The sequence below is a fragment of the Flavobacterium sp. HSC-32F16 genome (assembly GCF_024171645.1).
Classification (GTDB): domain Bacteria; phylum Bacteroidota; class Bacteroidia; order Flavobacteriales; family Flavobacteriaceae; genus Flavobacterium.
In genome coordinates this window covers 147,011-163,565 of the sequence record NZ_JALKAC010000007.1, presented here as the reverse complement: position 1 = coordinate 163,565, position 16,555 = coordinate 147,011, and the positions used below count along the sequence as shown (strand labels likewise).

Below are 16,555 nucleotides of genomic sequence, written 5' to 3'. Positions count from 1 at the left end.
TTAATTAATAGCATTTAATTTGAATACATAAGTCACAAACGCAGTGCCTCCAGAAGCACGAACTAATTGGAGTTCCATTTCACCATTCTTTCCAGGAACTGATGATATTCTAAGTTCGTCTGTTTTTTGAGTTTTTTGCGCGTCGCTGAATAAGTAGATTTTAACTGCACTCGCATTCGTCTGCTGAAAATCTGAGCTTAATTCCCAATATCCTTTTGGAGCAAATAAAGGTGGAACATTACCCGATACTTCATAACTTGTGGGGTTGTTTTTTTCGTCTACGCTGAAATTAATTTTAAAATCTTCATAGTTAAAAAAAGTACTCAAGTTTTCTTCGTTTGGTTCGATCTTATTTGTCTTCGCAAATTCATCAACCATCTTCAAATTTGTTAATCCCCAATTGCCATTTACTTTCTCATAAATCGTAATTGGGTCAACATAGCTGCCGTCTTCTGTATTATCGCAGCTAATCGCGAAAAAACACATAAAAAGAGCTAACCAGTAATAACTTTTACTTCTCATAAATTTTTGGTTTTTGTTAGTTTTCGTCCTCTTAAAAGGACAGTACGAAACTAGATCTTAAATAAATCTAAAAAAAAATATCTGTGAAAAATCAAGATACATTTCAAACGTTTTCGTAATTAATATACTGAATATCAATATATTAAAATTTCAATAAAAACATAAAAATCAAGGTCTTGTTTAGATGAAAAGTACCTGTATAATAATGGTAAATATGACAATATGGAAATTTTAAATCAATATTTTTTCACTATACTTATATATAATCACATTTTATTGTATAATTGCAAATTATTAGATTACATTTAACATTTCAAAGCCTCTCTAAGCCTCTCAGATGCTTTTTTAATAAAAATCTCAACAAACTGCTCTTGATCCTAAAAACTGAAAATCATCAGTTTTAATTAATTTTATATTTAAAACGAATTAACTCAACCTATAAATTATCTTACCCTAAAACCACAACCAAACCATGCAAAAAATATTCATTTTGTATTTTTTCATAATGGGTTTTTCTCTCACTGCGAAAGAGACAAATCCAATTCTTGAAGAATTAGATAAAGTGCTTCTTAAAAAAGAAGTTTATCTGAAACAGAAATACCGTAAAATAGAAACCTTAAAAAAGAATGTATCAAAGTATACCGTAAGCCAAAACAACGAACAGCTTTATACTACTTATATGTCATTGTTTGATGAATACAAATCATTCAAATATGATTCGGCGTATTATTATTTAGAACAATCAAAAATCAAGGCCAAAATTTTAAAAGATCCGAAGTATTTGGCTAAAAGCCGAATTAAAGAAGGTTTTGTACTGCTATCATCCGGATTATTTAAAGAAGCAATTGATACGCTGAATGTTATTGATGACAAAAAACTGGATCAAAAAAACAAATTTGAATATTATAACATTAAAGCCCGTGCTTATTATGATTTAGCCGATTATAACCGTGATCAGCGTTTCAATATTCATTATGTCCAGCAGGGAAATCACTTTCTTAAAAAAGCTTTAGAATTAATTGGAACTAATACAAATGAATATTGGGCAGCCGAAAGTTTAAAACGCCTAAAGCAGCAGGACTGGCGCGGTGCCGAATTTGCTTTCAGTTACTGGATCAGCAATTATCATCTTCCGCCGGATTATTACGGAATTGCAACTTCGAGCCTGGGGTATATCTATTCTGAAAGAGGCTACACAAAAAAAGCCATTCATTACTTAGCACTTGCAGCCATTGCCGATGTTAAAAATGCAACCAAAGAAACAGTTGCACTTAGAAATCTTGCCAACGAACTCTTTAAAATGGGGTATTTGGACAAAGCAAATGAATACATCAATATTGCCATGGACGATGCAACTTTCTATAATGCCAGACATCGTAAAATTGAGATTTCGTCAATATTACCTATTATAGAAAAAGCACAGCTGAATAATGTTAAAGACAAAAATGATAAACTGGAGAAGATTATTATTTTATTGACGATCCTTACACTTATTATCATTTTGTTCTCTGTTATTATTTTCAAACAATTAAAAGAAAAGAATAAAGCCCGAAAAATAATGGCTTCATCTTATGCACAACTACAGGAAATGAATGTAAGTCTAAGTGAGGCTAATGCTATTAAGGAAGAATACATTACATATTTTATTAAAGCAACATCGGCGTTTATTAATAAGATAGATCATATCCAGAAAAGTACACTTCATAAAATAATTACAAAGAAAACAGATGAAGTTATTGCAAGTTTAAAACGCTACAATGTAAAGGAAGAAAGAGAAAATCTATTCCATCAATTTGATGAAATTTTCCTGAAACTGTTTCCTACTTTTGTAACCGATTTTAATCATTTATTTCCAAATGATCATAAATGCATTGTAAAGAAAGGCGAACTTTTAAATACGGAACTTCGTATTTTTGCTTTGTACCGATTAGGGATTCAGGACAGCAGTCAAATGGCCGAATTTCTGGAACTTTCTGTAGCTACAATTTATACGTATAAAACGAGAATTAAAAGCAAATCAGACTTTAAAGACACTTTTGAGGAGAAAATTATGGCGATTAAGACGATTTAATTTTTAGCCACAGATTAGCACAGATTAAAAAATCATTTGAATCCTTTTAATCTGTGGCAAAAAATGCAGCATTCCTGCAAGGTTTCCAAAACCTTGCAGGTTTCTATATCGATCCCAAAACTTGATAAATTATACCTACAAGCTTTTGGAAACCTTGCAGGAAAGAAACCGCCACGAATTTGTATTTAAATAATTCGTGAATTGCTTCGCCAATTCGCTATCGCTCGGGTCGTGGCGATTTTGCTTTTATTTTACTCTGCAGATTCTAACTGCAGAATCATATTTTGATAATATTTACTCAACGAAAATATTTGCTCTGCAAATATCATAATGGCCAACGGAACAAAGAAAAACATGATAAGATTTTCTTCGTAAAGGAAATAAGTTGTTATCATAAAAATACGTGTGTATTCAAGATAATAAATCCATTTTCGCTGTTCTAATATTGCACCGCAATTGATTAAAGTGATAATTATAATTGATAAAACAAAAATCTTATCATAGACTTCTAAATTATCAAAATAATAGGTAAAAACCGTAAGAAGTAAAGTACTGAAAGCTAATTGAATATAAAGGTAATTTCTAAAACGAAGCCTTTGATGCGGATTGCTTTTATCCTGCAAAAATCGTTTTTCCAATATCGGACGAATGTCCTGATCCATATGCGCCGGACTTCCAAAAACAGCCTGCCATCTTGCTTTAAAACCTTTTGAGCGTTTCCATAATTCGTATATTTCAAAATAATAATGAAAATGCTGCCAAAGGAAACTATAACTTTTCAATGGATGCGTTAATCCGTATTTGGGTTTTTCTTCTTCTTCCTGAAAAGTACCAAAAATACGATCCCAAAAAGTAAACATATCTCCGTAATTTTTATCCAGATATTTTTCATCAGAAGCATGATGAACACCGTGAATTGAAGGCGTCACAAAAATATACTCCAGCCATCTGATTTTTCCGATAAGCTGTGTATGAGTAAAGAAAGAATAAGCTCCATGCACAATAAGCATAGTAATTACCATTGTAGGATGAAACCCAACAAGCGGTAAAATACACCAAAAACCCGTTCGGACTACTGCTTGAAAAGTGGTAATTCTCGCTGCAGCGGTAAAATTAAATTCTTCACTGTGATGATGAACAATGTGTGCGGCCCAGAAAAAATTGACTTCGTGCCCAAGTCTGTGATACCAATACCAAACAAAATCTGTTGCCAGAATCAGGGCAATCCAGACTAGAAATCCGCTTGGGATTTCAAAAATTCGATAATCGTCGTAAATCAAATAATACAATTGATAAAAACTTGCGGCAACAAATAAATTAATCAATCGCTCTGCTATACCAATACTTATATTAGAAACAGAACTTTCATAATTAAAGATTTCAGGTCTTTTTTTTCGTTGTGCCAGCTTATATTCCAAAAATAAAAAAAGAAAAAAAGCGGGCATTGCAAAAGCTAGAAAATTAATATTTTTCATTTTTAAAGATTACTTTATATTGATTTTTAAAGAACTAAAAAACAACTAATTAAAGAGACAGTTTCATCAATCCATATCTGCTGCTTTTTTTACATGATATTGACTGATGAAACCCATCTTGGATTATGGTTTAAAAACTTAATTCTGTTTGAATTTTGGCGCTTCTACAGCGACTTCTTTTACAGATTGTGTTTCGGCTACTTTTTTCAAGGCAATGATATAAGCTGCAATTCTTGGCGTAACATCATGTTTTGCCGCAACTCTAAATACAGTTTCAAAACCTTTCTCTAAAATATCTTCCAAACGTTTATTAATCTGGTGAATTCTCCACGATTCTAATAATGAATTTTGAAGCCATTCAAAATACGAAACCGTAACGCCTCCCGCATTTGCTAAAATATCAGGAACAACCAAAACATTGTTTTCATGCAGAATTGTATCAGCATCTGAAGAAACCGGGCCGTTTGCAGCTTCTATAATTATTTTAGCACGAACATCTTTGGCATTTTTTTGTGTAATAACATCTTCTTTTGCAGCCGGAATCAAAACATCAACATCTAAAAGCAATAAATCTTCGTGTTTGATGACAACTGAATTCGGGTAACCTTTGATGGTTTTATTATTCAGATTGTAATACAAAATCAGCTCTGGAATATTAATCCCATCAGGATTATAAAATGCTTCAGAAACGTCGCTTATTGCTACAATCTTCACTCCTTTTTCATATAAAAATAAAGCAGAATGTAAACCAACATTCCCAAAACCCTGAATTGCTGCAGTAGATCTGGCCGGTCTCAATTTTAATTTTTCAAGTGCCAATAAACTAATGATACTTACACCTCTGCCCGTTGCTTCTACTCTACCCAAAGAACCTCCAGAGTGCAGGTGTTTTCCGGTAACAACGGCGTGAATTGTTTTTCCGTGTACCAATGAAAACTCATCCATTAGCCAGCCCATTTCGTCTGGTCCCGTTCCCATGTCCGGTGCCGGAACATCTTTTTCAGGACCAAAAATATCTGCAAGTGCTTTTGTATAAGCCCTTGTGATTCTTTCTAATTCAGTTTTAGAAAGTGTTCTTGGATCACAGATAATACCGCCTTTTGCTCCTCCAAAAGGAATTCCGGTTACGGCAGATTTCCACGTCATCCAGGCCGCTAATGCTTTTACTTCATCAAGATTTACGGCATTATCATAACGAATTCCTCCTTTTGATGGACCTAAAGCTGTATTGTGAATTACTCGATAACCTTCAAAGTTTTTTTCGGTTCCGTTATCTAATGTGATGGAAAAATTAACTACAATTTGTTTTTCCGGACGTTGCAGCTTTTGTCTGATCGATTCATCTAAATTAAGAATATCGGCTGCTATATTAAACCTTTCAATCATCGATTGAAAGGGATTCTGTTTTATAATTTCTGTACTCATAGTATTTACTTTAAATTTTTGGTTTACAGGATTTGGGTTTAATAAAGTTTATTTTGGAATAAATCAACAAGGACACATACAACACGGAATTTTTGTCTGGAAGCTGTGCACTATACTATGTAAGTTTCTATTTGATCTCATTTTATTTGTTTTTACTATTCTAAAAAAAGCCTTTCATGGTGCATGAAAGGCTCAAAAAAAAAAATAACTAACAAGTACTTTCTCTATTAACGCCATTTCATCGCATAGTTTGACATGCAGCACATCGTCAAGCTGCACATAAACGGGATGATATTTAGAATATAGTTTTTCATTGTTATGACAAATTTATAAATATATTTTATAAATTCTATCGAATTAGTAGAGTTTATTTTAAAAAAAATACATCTTACAAGTAAATCAACTGTAAATTAAGGTTTTAAAGGGATTAAAAAAATTACATGAATTGCGAAAAAACTATAAAAACAATAGCAATCAGCGCCAAAATAATACCTAGGTAGTTTATTTTTGATAGTTTTTCTTTAAAGAAAAGCAGACCGACAAGACTTCCTAAAACAATAACTCCCATATTCATTCCGGCAAAAACTGTTGAAGGATTTTCTGCAAAAGCTTTGTGTGCTTTTAAATAAAATAGAATATTTCCAAAATTAAAGACGCCGACTAAAGCGCCAAAAAGGATGTTTTTAGAATTCAATTTTACCTTTTTTAAAACCACATCATATATTACAACAAGCAATGAAACAGCCAATGCAATATCAAAAACTATAAATAAAGATGTTGTATAAGGCAAAGCGGTAAAAAGTGCAATTTGCTTAAAAAGTATATCAATAATTCCGAAACCTAAAAATACGGCTGCAGGAAATATCCATTTATTTTGATCGTTTGTCGATTGTTTTCTTAAGATAAAAAGAAGCGCAATGAATCCAATTATAAGTCCGATGACTTTAAAGGAATTAAATTCTTCCTTGAAAATTAACCAGGCAGCAATTATCGGAATAAACAAAGACAAACGCTGTGCAGCATCAGTCTTTACAATTCCCATATATTTAATTGAGGTAAAAAGAAATAAGAAAACAATTGGCAGTAAAATACCAACTGCTGCATAGATATTCCAAGGCGCATCAGTATGAACTATCGTTAAATCTGGGCTAAAAGTAAAATAGCAGAGCACTAATGCAATTACATAATTAAAAGCTATAATTTGAATTGGGTCAGCATTGTATTTACGGGTTATTTTAAAAATCACACCAACCGTTACACTACACAAAATGCTTAAAATTAGAAATAACATAGAATTAAATTTTTAAGAACAAAAATAGTGTTTATCTGTTTTATACTCTCAAAAAAAACACATTAATCACTCTTTAACCAACCGGTAATACTCATCCGGGTATTTTGGGTAACTAATACTTCATGAACTAATTCATTACTTTTAAAGAAAACAGTTTTACCCTGAATGGGTGAAATTTTCTGCTGGCTGTTGTTTTGGTAAATCATTAATTCTCCGCCGTCATTTTCATTCCAATTGCTATTTAAGTAGCTGATCATTGAATATTTACGACTTGAATTATTTTTGAATTGATCTAGGTGTCTGCGATAGAAATCTCCTTTTTCATATAATGAATAGTGAAATTCGTAACTGGTAATTCCGGCAAAACAACTTTCGTTTAAGTAGAGCACAAAAGCATCAATTTTATCGAAAAACTCATTTTCAAAAACATTGTTGTGTTTTTTATCGAGCCAGTAAATAGCGTCATTTCTAATTTTTCCGTCAAAAGAAAGTTTTTCAGAATTTCCAATTCCAGCGGTCAACAGTAAACTTGCCTTGTTTAAATCAATTAAATTTTGCTTGAGATTATTTGATAATTCATCACTTATAAACCGTTCTGATATTCCAATTTTATTCTCTATATAACTTGCGATTAAATCTTCAAAACTATCATCCATTGCTTTTTTGGGAAACTGCAAATACAGCTAACGCAGCAAGGTAGAGTAATTAAAACTGGTAATGCTTCTTTTATAAATAATAAAAACCAAACAATAATCTTCGTCAAAAAACACGCATTTTTCACGCATAAAAAACCCGACAGGTTTTAAAAACCTGTCTGGTTTAATGATTGCCATAATCAATTAACAATTTATAATTTACTAATATAACTTCCGTACATATCTTTAAACTGATGTCCTTGTGCAAAACGATCTTTACTCAGTTTTTTATATTCAACTAATGCCCATAAAATAAATTCTTTCATGAAATACTGGTCTTTTTTATCCAATTCCGGCTGATATTTCTTCAATAAAATATCTAAAGGAGTAACTTCATCTAAAATACTTTGGTATTCAGCATCCGAAGCATCGTCTAATAATTCGAAACCGCTTTCTGCAAAAAACCATTCTATTAAATCAGAGTATGGTGTTTTTTCTCCTGGTTTTTCTAATTTCTCGATTTTAGGAAATAACGTTGGAAACAAAGTTCGAATTGCTGAGCCAATTAAATGCTGCGCCACAAAAGCAGCTCCCTCCTGCTCTCCTTCATAAACCAATTCTACTTTTCCCGTTATGGCTGGAATGATTCCGATAAAATCAGATAAACGCAGGTTAGTTTTATCAACTCCAGATTTTAGAGCTCTGCGTTCTGCAGTACTAATTAGGTTTTCAAAAGCTGTAATACTCATTCGGGCACTTACACCGCTTTTATTGTCGATGTATTCACTTTCACGCGCTTCAAAACTAATTTGTTCTAAAATATCTCTGGCCAAACTTGGTACATAAACAATATCGCTTTGGTTCTCATCCAGCTTGGCTTCTTGTTGAGTAATTGTTCTTGCAATTTCAACTGTTTCCGGATAATGCGTTAAAATCTGCGAACCAATTCTGTCTTTTAAAGGCGTTACAATACTTCCTCTATTAGTATAATCTTCTGGATTTGCAGTAAATATAAACTGCATATCAAGCGGCATTCTCAATTTAAATCCGCGAATTTGAATATCGCCTTCTTGCAGAATATTAAATAATGCAACCTGAATTCTGGCTTGTAAATCGGGTAATTCGTTAATTACAAAAATACTTCTATTCGCTCTCGGAATCATTCCAAAATGAATTACACGATCATCTGCATAAGATAATTTTAAATTTGCAGCTTTTATTGGGTCAACATCTCCAATTAAATCGGCTACGGTTACATCTGGCGTTGCCAGTTTTTCGAAGAAACGTTCGCTTCTGTGTAACCATGAAATTGGAGTTTCATCGCCTTTTTCTTCAATTATATCTTTGGCAAAACGTGAAATTGGATTCAGCGGATCGTCATTGATTTCTGAACCTGTTACATAGGGAATATATTCATCTAATAATTCCACCATTTTTCGCGCCAAACGAGTTTTTGCCTGTCCGCGAAGACCCAGTAAATTAATATTATGACGAGAAAGAATCGCACGTTCTAATTCTGGAATTACCGTATTTTCAAACCCGTGGACACCTTCAAAAACCGGCTTTCCGGTTTTGATTTTCTCACGAAGATTATTTCGTAATTCGTCCTTTATACTTGTGCTTTTATATCCTGCAGCTTTTAACTGCCCTAATGTTTTTATATTGTTTATTTCCATTTTATGAAATATCTATTTTGTTTATTGTTTTTTTAAACGGCAAATATTGTGTTATTGCTTTGTGCATAAATTTATTTCAAAAACCTTTGTCCCTTTGCAACTTTGAACCTAAATCAACGCACTCTTTTCTTCCTATTCGTTTCATAATCTTCAAAAATCATTTCGCCAAGACCTTTTAATCCGGTATAAAATGCTTTTCCTTGATTGGCTTCTGTAAAATGATTAACAAAACGCTGTAAATACGGATCGTTTGCAATCATAAAAGTGGTAATAGGGATATGTAATTTTCTGGCCTGTTGTGCTTGTGTGTAGCATTTGTCTACGATATATTCGTCAAGTCCGTTACTATTCATATAATATGAACCATCGCGTTCTCTTACGCAGCTTGGTTTTCCATCGGTAATCATGAAAATCTGCTTGTTGGTATTTCGCTTTCTTCGTAAAATATCCATCGCTAACTGCAATCCGGCAACCGTATTGGTGTGATACGGGCCGACTTGCAGATACGGCAAATCTTTAATTGGAATTGTCCAGGCATCATTACCAAAAACCAAAATATCAAGCGTGTCTTTTGGGTAACGTGTTGTGATTAATTCGGCCAAAGCCATTGCTACTTTTTTAGCGGGAGTGATTCGGTCTTCACCATACAAAATCATACTGTGACTTATGTCGATCATCAAAACGGTACTCATTTGTGCTTTATACTGCGTTTCTTCCACAACCAAATCATTTTCGGTAAGCATGAAACTTTCAACACCATTATTGATTTGAGCGTTTCGCAGACTTTCGGTCAATGAAATACGTTCTAAACCATCCCCAAAATTAAATTCGCGAAATTCTCCCGTATGTTCATCGCCATTTCCGGCATGTTTTGTTTTGTGATTTCCGTTTCCGGAACGTTTCAGATTTCCGAAAATCTGATCTAAAGCCTGCTGACGAATTGCGCGTTCTGTTTTAGCTGTGATTCCGAAACCACCGCTTCCATCTTCTTTAACTTCGTCTTTTATGTAACCTTTCTTTTTTAAATCTTCGATAAAATCATCGATCGTGTAGTTCTCATCTGTTAGTTTATATTCAATATCGAGCTCCCTAAGCCAGCTGATAGCTTCATCAAAATCCCCCGAAGTATGGGTGATTAGCTCTTTGAAAATACCAAAAAGTTTTTCAAACGGAGACTGAAAAGGGGCTTCGTACGACTTAAAATAAAAACCTTTTTTAAATTCGTTTTTCATAATTTTAAAATTACGGTTTTTTAGAATTATGAAAAACGAAACGTTTATTAATTTTTAGTTAAAATATTTAACCAAAATCTACAGCTAACAGTGTTAGATATAATAATTATTCAAACTTTCCATCAACATAAAACCAAGCGCCGTTTTCAAATTTAAAAGTTGAAAACTCATAGTGAGCCTGTGGTTTATTATCAAAGTTTAAAAAATAGGCTTTAAACTCCACCGTATTTTCTGTAAAACTCAGAATTTCTAATTTTTGCCATTTATTTGCCTGCGCCCATTTTAGAATTTCTGCTTTCGAATAATATTTTCTTTCTGAAATATAAGTTGTTTCTAAAAGATATTCAGCATTATGAGTCGCATAAGCCGAATATCTCGAACGCATTAAAGCTAAAGCTGTTGGTGCTTTTTGATTGTTTTCAAGATACAATCCGCAGCAATTTTCAAACTGTAATCCTGTATCGCAAAAGCATTTATGCGTCGCCATCTACTTCTTCTTCTCCGTTAAGTTTTACATGAAGCTGGTTTAATAAAACCTGATATCTGCTGATTTCTCTCACTTCTTCATCTTCTTCAGCAAAATCAATCATTTCGTCTAAAACTTCGCTTACATCTAATAATTTATTATTTGCTTCTCTGGAATCTCCTGCTGCAATTAAATCAATAATTTCCTGTACACTTGTTTTTAAGGTTTCGAATTTTGTATTCATATATGTTTGTTTTTTTTGTTTGCCACGAATTTCACGAATTAGCACGAATTATTTTTTTAAGCTTTGTGTTCAATTCAAATTAAAAATTAGTTCTAATTTGTGAAATTTGCGGCAAAAAATATAATTCCTTTTTTTGTTTCACGTTTCATGTTTAATGTTTCAAGTTGCAGCAGAACCTGAAACTTGAAACTATATTTATTCCTCTGTTTTATTTTCGTTGAATTTTTTCACAATTTCTTTGAGTTTTTCTTTGCGGGAAACTTCGGCTTGTTTTTTCTTTGCCTGAGCTTTGTGCAATTTGTCATTGTGAATTTTGATATTTCTTTCGTTATTGCGTCCCATTATATTTCTCTTTTAATTTCTTCTAAACTTTTTTCGGTAAAAATCAATTCGTTGATAATCTGCCTTCTTAAATCGGCTATATCCTCATAATCAAAATATTTTGCCCACGAAGTTAATTGCTGCAGATTCCTAACTTGTTTTAAACGTTTTGTCGTTTCAAAACTGGTTCTCAAAATTGGCTTTCCGTCGTATTTCGGATTTTTTTTATGCTGATAAGTGGCTAGATTTTTTTCAAAATCTGCTTCTATATAATATAGTTTCTCTTCAGCATTATCCGGATAAAATTCTTCCCAGGCCGCAAAACCAATTTTTGTTTTTGATTCGGTTTCCGGTTCACGGGCTATTAAACGCCATTTACTATTAGCCAATCTTCCCCAATGATTTGAAACTCGGTACATTCCCGCTTCGGTATAATAATAGGTGCTTCCTGCTTTACTTTCGAACTGTTTTTTTAAACCTTCTATTTCATTTGGAAGCACTTCATTAAAAACACAAAAGGTATTCTTAAACGAATTTGGATGGGGTTTAAAATTTTTATGCATATGCAAATATACTGAGATTGCCGCGAACTCCCTAAAACAAACCTAAATTGATTAACTTTGCCACTTCAATTTAAAATAAAAAAATATGTCTAAAGATTCACAAGAAAAATTGCCGCAAAAAGGAGTTTATACCGGCATAATCGAAAAAGATGAAAACAATAATTATTTCTGTGGAGAATATCTTTTAGATTATAAAATCGCTCATACTAATTTTAATATTGGAGACTGGGTTACAATTAAATCTGTAATTGAGAATCCAAGTGATATTAGTTATGATAAATACCCAAAAAAATCTAAAAACTTCGACAAAGCAAATCATAAGCCTGAATAAGTTTTTTGTTTCAGGTTTCTTTTTTTTCAGGTTTAAAGTTGAAATGAAGGGAATTTTTAACCGCAAAGCACGCAAGGATTTTTTTATCGTGTGCAAGTATTAGATTTAAAAAGTTCGCAAAGCTTTGTGTAGACACAGCTTTGCGAACTTTGCGTTTGTATAGATAAGCAAAATAAAAAAAATCCTTGCGTGCTTTGCGGTTAAATAAAATTTCAATCAATTTATCATTAACTTTTTTTAATATTTTTTCGATCAAAAGTGAAAAGTTAAAAAAAAGTGTACCTTTGCAAAAAATTTGTCGATTTGAACTAATTAATATCGATTTCAAACTAATAGACAAGTAGTTACCTTTTATTTATGAAAAAAATAGTTGAATACCGTAAATTACTGAACGTAGAAAAAACTGCAGAGTTAAAAGATTTAAAAACAATCTATCGTAATGCGATGAAAGAATCTCATCCTGATAAATTTGTTGGAGACGAAGCTGGTTTAAAAGACGCAGAAGAAAAAAGTAAAACGATCATTGAGGCTTACCACTTTTTAGTAAGTATTCATCCTGATACTATTAAACTTAATTTACCTGAATATACTGAAACAATCTCAACTTGTACTATTACAGATTATAAATTTGTAGAAGGACGTTTGATTATTGATTTTTCTAACGGAAGCGTTTACGAATACATTAGTGTTCCTAAAGCTACTTATGTAAAAATGGTAAATGCTGATTCTCCTGGAAGATTCGCAAAAAGACATATTCTAAACTCTTTTACTTGGAGAAAGAAAACAAATCAAGAATAGTTTTATTCAAAAATATTTCAAGAAGCACTCTTATTACAGAGTGCTTTTTTTATGCATTATTGTTTAAAAAACTCTATATTCACCTTATAAACAAAAAAGAAATACGAGTTTTGAATCAAATAAAAGCAACTAAAACACTGATTACAGAGCAATTAGAACAAAAAAAACTATAACAAAATTTTAGGTTACAAAATTCTATATGTTTTATAATTTTAGATACTTTTGTTGCACAAATCAATTAACTAATTAATTTTTTATAATGAAAAAAATACTTTTTTTACTTACAGCTTCTGCAGCTATAATTTCATGCAGCAAAGTTAAAGACGGAGAATACCTAATTACAGGTACTGCAAAAGGAATTGAAAACGGAAAAACTATCATTCTTCAAGGTATGGATCCTGCTACAAGAATGTCAGTTGCGCTTGATACAGTAAAAGTCGAAAATGGAAAATTTGAAATAACAGGAAAAGTAACTGAACCTGCTTTTCATACTTTAATTATTCAAGGTGCAAACCAGCCATTCCCTTTCATATTAGAAACAGGAGAAATCAAAGTTGAAATTGACAAAGACAGCATCCATAAATCTAAAGTTTCTGGGACTTACAATAATGACGAGTATACAACATTTAATGAAGATCTAACTAAAACTCAAAAAAGTTTAGTTGATTTTCAGAAAAAAAATACTCAAAAAATGCAGCAAGCACAGCAAGCTCAAGATACAGTAACTATCAACAGCTTGATGAAACAATACATGGAAATTCAAACAGAAGTGCAAGCTACAAGCAAAAAGAAATATTTAGCTTATGCTGAAAGCCACCCAAAATCTTATATTTCTGTATTATTGCTTCAAGGAATGATTAATGATCCAAGCACAGATATTAAAAAAGCAGAAAGTTTATACAATGGCTTAGACGAATCTTTAAAAAACACAATTCCTGGTAAAGAAATCAAAACTAAACTAGGTCAAGCAAAAATGCCTGCGGTTGGTGCATCAGCTCCTCCAGTTGGCAGCGCTAACTGAAGAGCAGATTTTTCTGCGCCAAATCCGCAAGGAAAAGTAGTTTCGCTTAAAGAAAGCTTAGGTAAAGTAACTATTGTTGATTTCTGGGCTTCATGGTGTGGACCATGCAGAAAAGAAAATCCAAACGTAGTAGCGATTTACAAAGAACTACATTCAAAAGGATTAAACATTATTGGGGTATCTTTAGATAAAGATGCTGAACATTGGAAAGAAGCTATCGCAGCTGATGGTTTAACATGGACACATGTTTCTAACCTTAAATTTTGGGATGAGCCAATTGCAAAACAATATAATGTTGAATCTATTCCTGCAACTTTTATTCTTGATGCCTCAGGAAAAGTGGTTGCTCAAGACTTAAGAGGTCCGGAATTGAAAGCAAAAATCTTAGAATTACTAGCAAAGTAATCTATCTTTTAAAATAAAAAATCTCCCTTGTGGAGATTTTTTTGTTTTGTATCATATTAGAAACTTAGAAATAGAACTTCATCAAAAAGAAATAAAAAAACCGACTTAAAAAAGATTATCAAAGTCATTACTTAAACTATAATGATCTTTAAAATTTAGAATAACCCTATTACAAAACGATATTAAATAGATTTTTTTAGTCAATATTTATTTCACTACATCAATAAAAGTAATGACTGATAGCTTAACTAAAGACTAAATTCAAAATAAAAACCAGAAAATTTAGATAATAATATTCTTACTTTTAAAAATAAATTAAAAAAAATACATTTTTGGCGATTTTTATTTTATTCAATTCCAATGAATTAAAAAATAACTTTAAAATAACTTAAAATTAAGTTCTTTTTTTGTTTGCAAATGTAGAAAGAGTTCCTATCTTTGCCACCGCTTAGAACAACAAAGCACAACAAGCTGAGATCGGGGAGATACTCAAGCGGCCAACGAGGGCAGACTGTAAATCTGCTGTGTGAACTTCGCAGGTTCGAATCCTGCTCTCCCCACCAAAAGGGTAAAAGAAGCCGAAACGAAAGTTTTTCAATCTTTTCAAAAACCCGCAAAAAACGTGGTAAAGCCTGCAAATCGTAAGATTCGCAGGCTTTTTTATTTCATCCTGCTTTTCAAATTTTTTAAAACCGCCCAAAATCTCTGTGGCACAATCGTCGCACTTTTGGTTTGGATTAGATACCTTTTCTGCCACAAATAGCTAAGGCGAATTCTTACAAAAACCGTTTAAAAAGTTAAAAAAATTACGTTATAATTCTCAATGCCTTTCGGCAGAATAACGAACTTAACTTATGACAGGATGGAAAACAGCAGAAAGAAATACAGCATTGACTTTAAAATCTGGGCCGTTAAGACCTGCATGGAACATAAAAGCGTGCGTCTGGCCGCCAATAAACTTAAGATCAACAAAAATAGCCTGCAGCACTGGAAAAACCTCTTCCGGAACGGAAAGCTCACCCTGCCGCAGACCCCAGATCCGGATTTAAACAGAAATGAAATAGTCCAACTTCAGAAGGAACTCAAAAACATACGGATGGAACGGGATATTTTAAAAGAAGACTCAGGGCTTTTTCATCTTGGCAGACGTGCCATTTACCAGTTTATAAGAGAAAATACCGGCAGATTTCCCGTCGGGAAAATGTGCAAGGCTTTTCAGGTAGATCCCAGCTGCTATTACAAATGGCATAAAGGACTTCCCACCAGCAGGACGGAACGTAGAATTTTTATAACATCAGAAATCTCAAGAATCTACCACTGGAGCGAAGGCAGATACGGCAGTCTGAGAATATCCAGAGAACTGGCCTCTCTGGGCATAAAAGCATGTCCTTCCCTAGTCAGAAAGATTCTGGCCGAGCAGCAGCTGCACTGGATTGCTAAACTAAAATTCAAAAGCCCCCCTCTCCTCCCCAAGATATACTGCGGCAGAAAATTTATTAAATCAGGATTTCAAGGTGAGCGGACAAAACCAGGCATGGGTCTCAGACACCACCTACATCAGAACAGGAGAAGGATGGGCATATCTCACTACTGTTATAGACCTGTTTGACCGAAAAGTTATAGGCTGGTCATTAAGCGAAACCCTGAAAGCAATAGTCACCAGCTTCGCTGCTTTAAGAAAAGCCCTGCTGAACTGTCCTTTAGCTTCAGATCAAGACCTAATATTTCATTCTGACAGGGGAATCCAATACTCCACCATAATATTTCTATCCGCATTAGCCAAAAACAACCAGATCAAGCAGAGCATGAGCCGGAAAGGAAACTGGCACGACAATGCAGTAGCCGAGAGTTTTTTCAAAACACTGAAAACAGAGCTGGTATACCGTCATAAATACAAAACAGAAAACAGGCCAGAAAGTCAATTCATAAATATATAGAAAATTTCTACAACACTGTAAGGAGACATTCCGCACTTGGAAATTTGACAATTAAAGAGTTTCACAATCAATTTAATTTCTCATGATTAGATGAAGTCACTTGTCGCTTCCATCCGCTTCTTTAAAATCCATTTTCACCCTT

19 protein-coding genes, 1 tRNA gene and 1 pseudogene are annotated in these 16,555 nt (G+C 33.0%); 9 read left to right on the top strand and 12 right to left on the bottom strand.

Annotated elements, in window-relative coordinates; all coding sequences use genetic code 11:
• Window positions 1–522: a DUF5004 domain-containing protein gene (locus tag L1276_RS18390; protein WP_253790406.1), complete on the bottom strand. Its 522-nt coding sequence runs from the start codon at window positions 520–522 to the stop codon at window positions 1–3.
• Window positions 523–994: 472 nt separating this feature from the next.
• Between L1276_RS18390 and L1276_RS18385 the strand changes: the two genes are divergently transcribed.
• Window positions 995–2,593: a DUF6377 domain-containing protein gene (locus L1276_RS18385; RefSeq protein WP_253790405.1), complete on the top strand. Its 1,599-nt coding sequence runs from the start codon at window positions 995–997 to the stop codon at window positions 2,591–2,593.
• 251 nt (window positions 2,594–2,844) lie between these two features.
• On the opposite strand, the gene L1276_RS18380 is transcribed toward L1276_RS18385, so the two are convergent.
• The 10 genes from L1276_RS18380 to L1276_RS18335 all read right to left on the bottom strand — a co-directional run bounded on the left by L1276_RS18380 (window position 2,845) and on the right by L1276_RS18335 (window position 11,921).
• Window positions 2,845–4,068, bottom strand: a complete 1,224-nt coding sequence (locus tag L1276_RS18380) for a sterol desaturase family protein (protein ID WP_253790404.1) — start codon at window positions 4,066–4,068, stop codon at window positions 2,845–2,847.
• Window positions 4,069–4,206: 138 nt separating this feature from the next.
• The gene (locus L1276_RS18375; RefSeq protein ID WP_253790403.1) at window positions 4,207–5,493 is read right to left on the bottom strand and encodes a Glu/Leu/Phe/Val dehydrogenase; all 1,287 of its coding nucleotides are present in this window, start codon (window positions 5,491–5,493) and stop codon (window positions 4,207–4,209) included.
• A gap of 436 nt (window positions 5,494–5,929) precedes the next feature.
• Complete coding sequence (locus tag L1276_RS18370) at window positions 5,930–6,784, bottom strand: DMT family transporter (RefSeq protein WP_253790401.1); 855 nt, start codon at window positions 6,782–6,784, stop codon at window positions 5,930–5,932.
• 62 nt (window positions 6,785–6,846) lie between these two features.
• Window positions 6,847–7,440, bottom strand: a complete 594-nt coding sequence (locus tag L1276_RS18365) for a 2OG-Fe(II) oxygenase (RefSeq protein ID WP_253790399.1) — start codon at window positions 7,438–7,440, stop codon at window positions 6,847–6,849.
• Between the two features lie 191 nt (window positions 7,441–7,631).
• A complete protein-coding gene (locus tag L1276_RS18360; protein ID WP_253790397.1) occupies window positions 7,632–9,095 on the bottom strand; it encodes an AAA family ATPase in 1,464 nt (487 codons plus the stop codon).
• A gap of 113 nt (window positions 9,096–9,208) precedes the next feature.
• Window positions 9,209–10,327: a VWA domain-containing protein gene (locus L1276_RS18355; RefSeq protein WP_071638604.1), complete on the bottom strand. Its 1,119-nt coding sequence runs from the start codon at window positions 10,325–10,327 to the stop codon at window positions 9,209–9,211.
• A 106-nt stretch (window positions 10,328–10,433) separates the two neighbouring features.
• Complete coding sequence (locus L1276_RS18350) at window positions 10,434–10,814, bottom strand: YchJ family protein (protein ID WP_253790396.1); 381 nt, start codon at window positions 10,812–10,814, stop codon at window positions 10,434–10,436.
• Window positions 10,801–11,037 (bottom strand): hypothetical protein, encoded by a 237-nt coding sequence (locus L1276_RS18345; RefSeq protein WP_253790395.1) that lies wholly within the window; start codon window positions 11,035–11,037, stop codon window positions 10,801–10,803. The genes L1276_RS18350 and L1276_RS18345 overlap by 14 nt, the downstream gene beginning before the upstream one ends.
• Window positions 11,038–11,232: 195 nt before the next feature.
• Window positions 11,233–11,379 carry a hypothetical protein gene (locus L1276_RS18340; protein ID WP_091290999.1) on the bottom strand — a complete coding sequence of 49 codons (147 nt, stop codon included), beginning with the start codon at window positions 11,377–11,379 and terminating at the stop codon, window positions 11,233–11,235.
• Entirely contained in the window at window positions 11,379–11,921 is a 543-nt protein-coding gene (locus L1276_RS18335) for a hypothetical protein (RefSeq protein ID WP_253790394.1), read from the bottom strand. Before L1276_RS18335 ends, L1276_RS18340 begins: the two co-directional genes overlap by 1 nt.
• Window positions 11,922–12,006: 85 nt before the next feature.
• Between L1276_RS18335 and L1276_RS18330 the strand changes: the two genes are divergently transcribed.
• On the top strand, window positions 12,007–12,252 hold the full coding sequence (locus L1276_RS18330; protein WP_253790393.1) for a hypothetical protein: 246 nt from the start codon (window positions 12,007–12,009) through the stop codon (window positions 12,250–12,252).
• Window positions 12,253–12,262: 10 nt separating this feature from the next.
• On the opposite strand, the gene L1276_RS18325 is transcribed toward L1276_RS18330, so the two are convergent.
• Window positions 12,263–12,508 carry a hypothetical protein gene (locus L1276_RS18325; protein WP_253790392.1) on the bottom strand — a complete coding sequence of 82 codons (246 nt, stop codon included), beginning with the start codon at window positions 12,506–12,508 and terminating at the stop codon, window positions 12,263–12,265.
• Between the two features lie 101 nt (window positions 12,509–12,609).
• Here L1276_RS18325 and L1276_RS18320 point away from each other — a divergent pair, with 101 nt between their 5' ends.
• The 7 genes and pseudogenes from L1276_RS18320 to L1276_RS25380 all read left to right on the top strand — a co-directional run bounded on the left by L1276_RS18320 (window position 12,610) and on the right by L1276_RS25380 (window position 16,499).
• Window positions 12,610–13,050, top strand: coding sequence for a KTSC domain-containing protein (locus tag L1276_RS18320; RefSeq protein WP_133526794.1), 441 nt, complete (start codon window positions 12,610–12,612; stop codon window positions 13,048–13,050).
• Window positions 13,051–13,309: 259 nt separating this feature from the next.
• Window positions 13,310–14,071, top strand: a complete 762-nt coding sequence (locus L1276_RS18315) for a DUF4369 domain-containing protein (protein ID WP_253790391.1) — start codon at window positions 13,310–13,312, stop codon at window positions 14,069–14,071.
• 18 nt (window positions 14,072–14,089) lie between these two features.
• Window positions 14,090–14,476: pseudogene (locus tag L1276_RS25390) on the top strand (peroxiredoxin family protein); the annotation flags it as partial.
• Window positions 14,477–14,955: 479 nt separating this feature from the next.
• Window positions 14,956–15,039, top strand: a tRNA-Tyr gene (locus L1276_RS18310).
• A 299-nt stretch (window positions 15,040–15,338) separates the two neighbouring features.
• Window positions 15,339–16,085 carry a transposase gene (locus tag L1276_RS18305; protein ID WP_253790390.1) on the top strand — a complete coding sequence of 249 codons (747 nt, stop codon included), beginning with the start codon at window positions 15,339–15,341 and terminating at the stop codon, window positions 16,083–16,085.
• Window positions 15,991–16,413 carry a DDE-type integrase/transposase/recombinase gene (locus tag L1276_RS25385; protein ID WP_371924203.1) on the top strand — a complete coding sequence of 141 codons (423 nt, stop codon included), beginning with the start codon at window positions 15,991–15,993 and terminating at the stop codon, window positions 16,411–16,413. Before L1276_RS18305 ends, L1276_RS25385 begins: the two co-directional genes overlap by 95 nt.
• On the top strand, window positions 16,368–16,499 hold the full coding sequence (locus L1276_RS25380; protein ID WP_371924207.1) for an integrase core domain-containing protein: 132 nt from the start codon (window positions 16,368–16,370) through the stop codon (window positions 16,497–16,499). Before L1276_RS25385 ends, L1276_RS25380 begins: the two co-directional genes overlap by 46 nt.
• The last annotated feature ends 56 nt before the right edge of the window (window positions 16,500–16,555 follow it).

Coding starts and splice junctions, on each gene's coding strand:
- L1276_RS18390 (WP_253790406.1), bottom strand. CDS start 522: ATGAGAAGTAAAAGTTATTACTGGTTAGCTCTTTTTATGTGTTTTTTC.
- L1276_RS18385 (WP_253790405.1), top strand. CDS start 995: ATGCAAAAAATATTCATTTTGTATTTTTTCATAATGGGTTTTTCTCTC.
- L1276_RS18380 (WP_253790404.1), bottom strand. CDS start 4,068: ATGAAAAATATTAATTTTCTAGCTTTTGCAATGCCCGCTTTTTTTCTT.
- L1276_RS18375 (WP_253790403.1), bottom strand. CDS start 5,493: ATGAGTACAGAAATTATAAAACAGAATCCCTTTCAATCGATGATTGAA.
- L1276_RS18370 (WP_253790401.1), bottom strand. CDS start 6,784: ATGTTATTTCTAATTTTAAGCATTTTGTGTAGTGTAACGGTTGGTGTG.
- L1276_RS18365 (WP_253790399.1), bottom strand. CDS start 7,440: ATGGATGATAGTTTTGAAGATTTAATCGCAAGTTATATAGAGAATAAA.
- L1276_RS18360 (WP_253790397.1), bottom strand. CDS start 9,095: ATGGAAATAAACAATATAAAAACATTAGGGCAGTTAAAAGCTGCAGGA.
- L1276_RS18355 (WP_071638604.1), bottom strand. CDS start 10,327: ATGAAAAACGAATTTAAAAAAGGTTTTTATTTTAAGTCGTACGAAGCC.
- L1276_RS18350 (WP_253790396.1), bottom strand. CDS start 10,814: ATGGCGACGCATAAATGCTTTTGCGATACAGGATTACAGTTTGAAAAT.
- L1276_RS18345 (WP_253790395.1), bottom strand. CDS start 11,037: ATGAATACAAAATTCGAAACCTTAAAAACAAGTGTACAGGAAATTATT.
- L1276_RS18340 (WP_091290999.1), bottom strand. CDS start 11,379: ATGGGACGCAATAACGAAAGAAATATCAAAATTCACAATGACAAATTG.
- L1276_RS18335 (WP_253790394.1), bottom strand. CDS start 11,921: ATGCATAAAAATTTTAAACCCCATCCAAATTCGTTTAAGAATACCTTT.
- L1276_RS18330 (WP_253790393.1), top strand. CDS start 12,007: ATGTCTAAAGATTCACAAGAAAAATTGCCGCAAAAAGGAGTTTATACC.
- L1276_RS18320 (WP_133526794.1), top strand. CDS start 12,610: ATGAAAAAAATAGTTGAATACCGTAAATTACTGAACGTAGAAAAAACT.
- L1276_RS18315 (WP_253790391.1), top strand. CDS start 13,310: ATGAAAAAAATACTTTTTTTACTTACAGCTTCTGCAGCTATAATTTCA.
- L1276_RS18305 (WP_253790390.1), top strand. CDS start 15,339: ATGGAAAACAGCAGAAAGAAATACAGCATTGACTTTAAAATCTGGGCC.